This is a genomic window from uncultured Methanobrevibacter sp., from assembly GCF_902764455.1.
Lineage (GTDB): Archaea > Methanobacteriota > Methanobacteria > Methanobacteriales > Methanobacteriaceae > Methanocatella.
This window is the reverse complement of sequence record NZ_CACWVY010000013.1, coordinates 91,752-99,024: the sequence shown is the minus strand read 5'-3', so window position 1 is coordinate 99,024 and position 7,273 is coordinate 91,752. Positions and strand designations below refer to the sequence as shown.

Here is a 7,273-nt window from a genome sequence, read left to right as displayed (position 1 = left end):
TGAAGTCTCAGGTCCTTTAATGGTTGTTGAAGGAGTAGAAGGCGTTGGTTACAATGAAATTGTAGATATTGAAACACCTACTGGTGAAAAAAGAAGTGGACAAGTTCTAGAAGTAACTAAAGATGTTGCTGTTATCCAAGTATTCGAAGGTACTAATGATTTAAACACTAAAGATACTAAAACAAGATTCACTGGTCAAACCGCAAAAATCGGTGTATCCAGAGACATGATGGGACGTATCTTTAACGGTATCGGTAAACCTATTGACGGTGGACCAGAAATTATCCCAGATGAAGAATTAGATATTAACGGGGCTCCAATGAACCCTGCTTCTCGTGAATTCCCTGAAGAATTTATTCAAACTGGTATCTCTACCATTGACGGAATGAACACATTAGTAAGAGGGCAAAAACTCCCTATTTTCTCAGGATCTGGTTTACCTCACAACGATTTAGCTGTACAGATTGCAAGACAAGCTAAAGTATTAGGAGCTGACGACGAATTCGCAGTAATTTTCGCAGCTATGGGTATTACAAACGAAGAAGCAAACTTCTTTATGAGAGACTTCGAACGTACTGGAGCTTTAGAAAAATTAACAGTATTCATGAACTTAGCAGACGACCCTGCTATTGAAAGAATTTTAACTCCAAAAATGGCTTTAACCACTGCTGAATATTATGCATTCACCTTAGGTATGCAAGTATTAGTTATCTTAACAGATATGACTAACTACTGTGAAGCATTAAGGGAAATTTCTGCAGCAAGAGAAGAAGTACCTGGAAGAAGAGGTTACCCTGGTTACATGTACACTGACCTCGCAGGTATCTATGAAAGAGCAGGACGTATTGACGGTAAAGAAGGTTCCATTACTCAGATGCCTATCTTAGTTATGCCTCAAGACGATATTACTCACCCAATTCCTGATTTAACCGGTTATATTACCGAAGGACAAATTGTATTAAGTAGGGAAATCTCAAGGAAAGGTATTTACCCTCCTGTAGACGTACTTCCTTCACTTTCTCGTTTGATGAGTGGGGGTATCGGTGGAGACAAAACTAGGGATGACCACAGTGGTGTATCTGACCAACTTTATTCCGCTTATGCTGAAGGTCGTGAATTAAGAGACTTAGTAGCGGTTGTAGGGGAAGAAGCACTTACTGAAAGGGATCAAAAATTCTTAGAATTTGCTCAAGCATTTGAAGACCAATTCATTACTCAAAGTAAAGATGAAGATAGGACAATCTTCGAAACTTTAGACCTTGGTTGGAGTTTACTTAAAATCTTACCTAAAACAGAACTTAAAAGGGTTAAAGAAGAATTTGTTGAACAATACCTTCCAAAAGATGACTAATCTCATTACAGCAATGTAGGTGATTAAATGGCACAAGATATTATTGATGGAATTAATCCAACTCGTATGGAATTATTATCCCTTAAAAATAGGACTAAACTAGCTGTTAAAGGGCATGGTTTACTCAAAGAAAAAAGGGATGCTTTAATTAAAGAGTTTTTTGATATCTTGGATCGTGTCAAAGGTATTCGTGAAAACGCAGAAAAAAGTCTAAGCGAAGCAAACGATGCTTTACTTGAAGCTCAAATTGCAATGGGTGATTTGGCTGTTAAAAAAGCAGCATTATCTGTAAAAGAATCCATTGATGTTGAAATTACTTCAAGAAGTGTTATGGGTGTAGCAGTACCTGTTACTGATGTCAAAATGGAAAAAAGATCCATTATTGATAGGGGTTATGGTTTCGCTGATACCACAATTCAATTAGACGAAGCTGCTAAGAAATATGAGGAATCTATTAAGTATTTAATCGAGCTGGGTGAAGTGGAAAAAACTATTTTCCTCCTCGCTGAAGAAATCGAAGCTACTAAACGTAGGGTAAATGCTTTGGAACATATTATGATTCCAAGATTCCAAAATACTGAAAAGTATATTGATATGAGACTCCAAGAAATGGAAAGGGAAAACTTCGTTAGATTGAAAATGATTAGATCAACAATTGAGAAAAATGAAAAAGCTGCAGCAGCTGCTGAAGCAGCAGCAAATGCAGAAAATTAAATTCTTCTCAAAACTTTTCATTTTCTTCTATTTTTTATTATTTTTTTAATTAAAGTTCAAATATTATTTTATTTTCAAAAAAAGTTAAAATTATTAAGTTACTGTAAAAAATTTTTTTACTAGAAATTTTTTAAAATGGTGTTAAAATGAAAAGAAATCCAATTGACCAATTTTTAAAAGACCCTGACAATAAAGCAAGAACCTTTATGTGGATTACATGGGGTATGGTTGCTACAACTATTATGATGACAATTGGTATAATTTTATTTATCATGCACTTAGTTGGCCTTTTTTAGCAATGCTATTTACTTTTTTACTTGCTGATTCTACTTTTTCAAATAATTTTTCAAAATCCTCATCCTTGTCGATTATTGTAAGTAATGGCTGTGACTTTTCAGTGATTGAACCTATATGGGGAAGGTCATAAATATTGTCAAGATCTATTTTTTCATACTTCATTCTTACAGGGGAATATATGATTTTTTTATATGAATAATTTTTCACATGAGGTATTTTTATCAACTCACCTTGGCATGCTCTGATATGAGCATCCAGCATGTTTATTCCAAGTGAAAGTTCCGCACATTCAAATGTTCCCTGAAGTCTCGGATTAATTTCAATTACATATAATCCGTTTTCATTAAGAATATAATCAGCACCGTTTGATCCAACCAGATTGAATTTTCGAATCAAATCCTCTGAGGTTTCATTCATGCTTTTGTTTATATTGCTGATATCATTAACGTCAGCCATTATGGACTTGGAAGTTAAAGGCAGGATGTTTCCAATATATATGAAACTGTTTTTATTTCCAAAATCGTTTTCAGTTAGAAGTCTTGTGTTTGTTATTGTTTTTGCATCACTTTTTGTTGAAAGCACAGATGAACTCAGACTGATTCCTGATATATATTCCTGTAAAATGAATTCTCCTTCATTAATTTGAATATCCTTATCTTCATTTAAAAGATTTATGTCATACCCTCCACTTCCTTGAAGGGGTTTTAAAATAAATTGAATGTCATTATAAGTTTTATTTATTTCAATAGCTTCATCCATATCATTCACACTAAAAGTCATAGGAGTTAAAAAATCATGTCTGATTTTTTTATAGAATCGGTATTTGTTTTCAATATCTTTCACGTCATGATTTCCCAGAATCTTCTTTTGATCTGATTTTTTAAAATCGGATGGTGAAACTCCTGAAATAGGTATGATATAGTCAACTTCATCAATGAAATCCTGTGACATGTCAATCAGATTTTTTCCGTAGAATTCATCCTCAAAAATTCCGCAGCTTTCACCTTCACTTTCGTTTAATATGATTTTTTGCTTTTTGATTTGAGGAGTGTCTGAAGTTGAAAAATAGCTTGTAGAATAAATGTCATAATTGAGTTTTAATGCACTGTTAAGCATACTTCTTGTATCAATTCCAATAAGTAAAAGCTTTTTCATAAAATATCAATAAAAAAAGTTAGTTTAGAAATAGTCCCGAGCGGAGTCGAACCGCCGTCTCCGGGTCCAAAGCCTAGAAGGATTACCACTACCCTACGGGACTATAATTTGTTGTAGATATACAACAATAATATATATTCATTATATAGTATTTAAACCTATCGGTTAAATCATAAATTTTGATAAAATAAGCATTTATCATGCCATGAACAATTTGAACAGATTTTTGATACACTTTCTTTTGAATCAAAAATTCTGCTGACTTTTTCAAAAAGCTTGAGAGCATCATATTCTATTTTGGGGTCTACATGTTTTAAAACTTTGTTGTCCATGCTGATAATGTTGGTATTCTGGGTTGTGTTTTCACAGATGTTGTCCTTTAGATTCGGACATGCTTTGCAGATGTCGTCAGGTGAATTTGTAAGCTGGATGGTTGTTTTTTCAGATTTTCTAAGTTCATTTACTCGGGTCATGTTTTTGACAAAATCATCATCATAGCCATAGCCCTGAAAACCTTTAAGACATAACAGGTGATGACCTCTTAAAATAAGTTTCATGTAAATCGAAAAAATAATAAAAAAAGAAAAAGGATAATAGAATCCTTTTTTTTAGTCTTTTGGTAAAAATACTTTTGATACTGATGCAGCAGCTAGTATTTTTACAATATCTCCAACTATAAATGGAACAAGACCCATCATTAAAATGTCAACGACAGTAAATGTTGCACCTTGTAAACTCATCCATAATGCAAGGCCTGCTAATCCTGGAATGTATATTAATGCAAAGTTAGCAATTCCAATAACAGCGACCATTTTTCTAAAACTACGTGCTTCAGCATATTTTTCACTGATATATCCTATAAAGTAAGATGCAATGATGAAACCTATAAGGAATCCTCCGGTGGATCCTAATAATATTTCAAGTCCTCCGGTCATTCCTCCAAACCAAGGGATGAATGCAACACCTAAAACGATATATAAGATTTGACTTAAGCATCCGTATTTTTTACCTAAAAACAAACCAGAACATAATACTGCGAATGTTTGTGCAGTTATAGGAACTGAAGTCCATGGAAGCGGAATAATGACTTGAGCCATTAAACCGGTAAAACATGCCATTAATAATGACATGAGCAATTTGGTTGCAGTACTGGCATCCTGAATTCTTTCAAATACATTTTTCCTAGTACTGTAATAATTATTCATACTGATATTCATTTTTTCCCTCCAATTTCCATTTTAATTAAGATTAAATTATTTCAATTTAATCTATAGTTATTAATTGAATATTATTTGGTTTTTTAACAATATTGACAGAATTAACTGCGACTAATTTTTTAATTCCTTTTTGAGATGCAACATCAACAAGTCTTTGGCTGATTACTCCATCGAAAATAACGGTATCTGCATTTCCATCTATGTTTTTAATTTCTTCATAGATTTCTTCTACTTCCACCTCTTTTGTCATATTTAATGCTTCATCCAAAATAGCTCCGCTGCCTGTTCCTTCAAATTCTTTTAGCATGTCTTTCATTAAGACTACTTCATCATCTTCAATAACAGGTTCTTCGACACGTGGTTCTTCGCGTTGATTGTATTTTTGATGTTTTTTATTACGTCTGTCTTGTCTTCTATTATCTTTTTTGTTATTGTCATTTAAGATATTGTGATTTGCTAAAAACTGAGCAGTAGGCACTTTATCTCTAAGCGCAACTAAAACTTCATCTTTTTCCAAATCTTCAACTTCTTTTCCTCTTGGAGCACGGGTAATGTAGTCCACTTCTCCAATTTGTAAAAGTTCTTTTAAGATAAGTTCTCCGCCTCTGTCTCCGTCAACAAATGCGGTGGTTGTTCTTTTTTTACTTAATTCTCCAATGGATTTAGGTACACTTACACCTTCAACAGCTACGGTGTTTTTGATACCATATTTAAGTAAGTTTAAAACATCGCTGCGTCCTTCCACTACGATAATTGCATCGGAAGTGTGGATACTAGGACCAGCAGGCAAGCGATCGTCTCCGTATTCAGAAATTTCATGAACACGCATTGCTTCCCTTACTTCTTCAATCATTTTCATACTGGCCGGACCGACGCTTTCAACCATGTTTTTATAGATTTCTTTTGCACGGTTTACGACTTGTTCTCTTTTAACTGCTCTTACATCCTCAACTTTTAAGGTTTGGATTTCAGCTTCACAAGGTCCGACACGGTTAATTGTTTCAAGAGATGCTGCAAGAATGGCGGTTTCAACTCTGTCTAAACTGGATGGAATTACAATTTCACCTTTTGCCCTTCCACCATTTGACTGGATGTTGACTTGAATTCTACCAATTCTTCCAGTACGTTGAAGCTCTCTTAAATCTAAATCATTACTGAGTAAACCTTCAGTTTGTCCGAATACGGCACCAACAACATCAGGTTTTTCAACAATTCCATTTGCTGTAATTTGCGCATGGATTAAATATTTTGTTGTTGTTAATTCTTCACCTTTTCCCATTTTTAAGCCTCCAAGCTTATTCAATCGGGATAATTTATGTAATTAATATGATTTAGCAATTAAATTGCATAAATTACACGATAAATTTGTTTATCAGGCCTTTGACCTTTTATACACTAAAAAAAGAGTTTATACATTTGGAGAGTTTTTCTATTAAGGTTCACTAATTTTTCAATTAATTAAATGTTATATATGATTTACTAATCTTATTTTTCTTTTTTTACCTTAATAACTTATTTTCTCCCGTCTTTTGATTAATTAATAATAATTATAATAATGAATAATGTAATAAACTCTATGAGTATATAATGATTTAAGTATTTTTTTCAATACTACATTTAATTATTTTATCTTAACTAATATATAAAATATGTTGTATGCAAAAACTATATTTGATTGGTGGTGTAAATGTATAGTATGCAATTTAGAAAAAATTTGGTGAGTTCATGTCATTAAGTCCGAAAGATGTTTTGAATAAGAATAAGAATTTAAAAAAACGTGTTGATGTTGAAAAAATCAATTTAGATGATGTGACTATTGATGATTTAAGATTTAACGGAAAAAATTATGAAAGATTTATAAATTTACAGTCATTGCTTGAAAACGTTTCAGCATGTCAGATTTCAGATGCATATAATGCTCTTTTCAGAAGGCCGGGCACAATAGCAAAAATTAAGCCAGTCAACAATCAGAGGGTTTGGGGTAAAATTTTTACAGCAGAAACCTCATCAGATGACTGGGGAACTTCAGCATTGGCAATTGACAGTGCAGAAGAGGGAGATATTCTATTTTTTAAAGTTGATAGTGAAGATAAAGCAATTTGGGGAGAATTGGCTTCAAGCTGTGCTAGGGATAATGGCATTAAGGCAACAGTTATTTACGGATCAGCACGTGATTTGGATGCGCTTTTATATATGGATTATCCGATTTTTGCAAGTAATTTCTGTCCGAATGCAGGTTCCGCATTGGGCCTGGGCACTTTAAATGAACCGATTGATATTGAAGGTACTGCTGTCAATCCGGGCGATTTTTTCTTTGGCGATGAAACAGGTATTGTTGTCATTCCTCAGGAGTTATTCTCCAAAGTCATGTCTCAGACATTGCATGTAAAAATTAAAGAGGCAGGTATTATCGATGATATAACTTGTGGCAAAACCCTAGCTGAAATTGTCGGACTCAAATAGAAAAACATTTAAATAGATTTGTATATCTATATATAAAGATATCGATAGGTTTATATATAACCTATCACTTAATTAT

Annotated in this window: 8 protein-coding genes and 1 tRNA gene; 4 read left to right on the top strand and 5 right to left on the bottom strand. The window is 33.3% G+C overall.

The annotated features are described in order from the left end of the window. The 3 genes from QZU75_RS04975 to QZU75_RS04965 form a co-directional block, all read left to right on the top strand. On the top strand, positions 1-1,351 hold a 1,351-nt coding region (locus QZU75_RS04975), incomplete at its 5' end, for a V-type ATP synthase subunit B (RefSeq protein WP_296881968.1). A 27-nt stretch (positions 1,352-1,378) separates the two neighbouring features. Then, entirely contained in the window at positions 1,379-2,065 is a 687-nt protein-coding gene (locus QZU75_RS04970) for a V-type ATP synthase subunit D (RefSeq protein WP_296881967.1), read from the top strand. A 146-nt stretch (positions 2,066-2,211) separates the two neighbouring features. After that, positions 2,212-2,361 (top strand): hypothetical protein, encoded by a 150-nt coding sequence (locus QZU75_RS04965; RefSeq protein WP_296881966.1) that lies wholly within the window; start codon positions 2,212-2,214, stop codon positions 2,359-2,361. Here QZU75_RS04965 and QZU75_RS04960 read toward each other — a convergent pair. The 5 genes from QZU75_RS04960 to dnaG all read right to left on the bottom strand — a co-directional run bounded on the left by QZU75_RS04960 (position 2,336) and on the right by dnaG (position 6,013). Next, positions 2,336-3,517, bottom strand: a complete 1,182-nt coding sequence (locus tag QZU75_RS04960) for an ATP-grasp domain-containing protein (RefSeq protein WP_296881965.1) — start codon at positions 3,515-3,517, stop codon at positions 2,336-2,338. The genes QZU75_RS04965 and QZU75_RS04960 overlap by 26 nt on opposite strands. Before the next feature lie 31 nt (positions 3,518-3,548). Further along, positions 3,549-3,620, bottom strand: a tRNA-Gln gene (locus QZU75_RS04955). 67 nt (positions 3,621-3,687) lie between these two features. After that, entirely contained in the window at positions 3,688-4,074 is a 387-nt protein-coding gene (locus tag QZU75_RS04950; protein ID WP_296881964.1) for a DUF1284 domain-containing protein, read from the bottom strand. Positions 4,075-4,125: 51 nt separating this feature from the next. Then, positions 4,126-4,728 carry a biotin transporter BioY gene (locus tag QZU75_RS04945; protein WP_363139640.1) on the bottom strand — a complete coding sequence of 201 codons (603 nt, stop codon included), beginning with the start codon at positions 4,726-4,728 and terminating at the stop codon, positions 4,126-4,128. Positions 4,729-4,780: 52 nt separating this feature from the next. Next, positions 4,781-6,013 (bottom strand): DNA primase DnaG, encoded by a 1,233-nt coding sequence (dnaG, locus tag QZU75_RS04940; RefSeq protein WP_296881961.1) that lies wholly within the window; start codon positions 6,011-6,013, stop codon positions 4,781-4,783. Positions 6,014-6,459: 446 nt separating this feature from the next. Between dnaG and QZU75_RS04935 the strand changes: the two genes are divergently transcribed. Further along, positions 6,460-7,197 (top strand): RraA family protein, encoded by a 738-nt coding sequence (locus QZU75_RS04935; protein WP_296881960.1) that lies wholly within the window; start codon positions 6,460-6,462, stop codon positions 7,195-7,197. The last annotated feature ends 76 nt before the right edge of the window (positions 7,198-7,273 follow it).

Excerpts from the sequence above, each read along its gene's own strand:
- dnaG (WP_296881961.1), bottom strand. The coding sequence starts at position 6,013 with ATGGGAAAAGGTGAAGAATTAACAACAACAAAATATTTAATCCATGCG.
- QZU75_RS04935 (WP_296881960.1), top strand. The coding sequence starts at position 6,460 with ATGTCATTAAGTCCGAAAGATGTTTTGAATAAGAATAAGAATTTAAAA.
- QZU75_RS04950 (WP_296881964.1), bottom strand. The coding sequence starts at position 4,074 with ATGAAACTTATTTTAAGAGGTCATCACCTGTTATGTCTTAAAGGTTTT.
- QZU75_RS04960 (WP_296881965.1), bottom strand. The coding sequence starts at position 3,517 with ATGAAAAAGCTTTTACTTATTGGAATTGATACAAGAAGTATGCTTAAC.
- QZU75_RS04970 (WP_296881967.1), top strand. The coding sequence starts at position 1,379 with ATGGCACAAGATATTATTGATGGAATTAATCCAACTCGTATGGAATTA.
- QZU75_RS04965 (WP_296881966.1), top strand. The coding sequence starts at position 2,212 with ATGAAAAGAAATCCAATTGACCAATTTTTAAAAGACCCTGACAATAAA.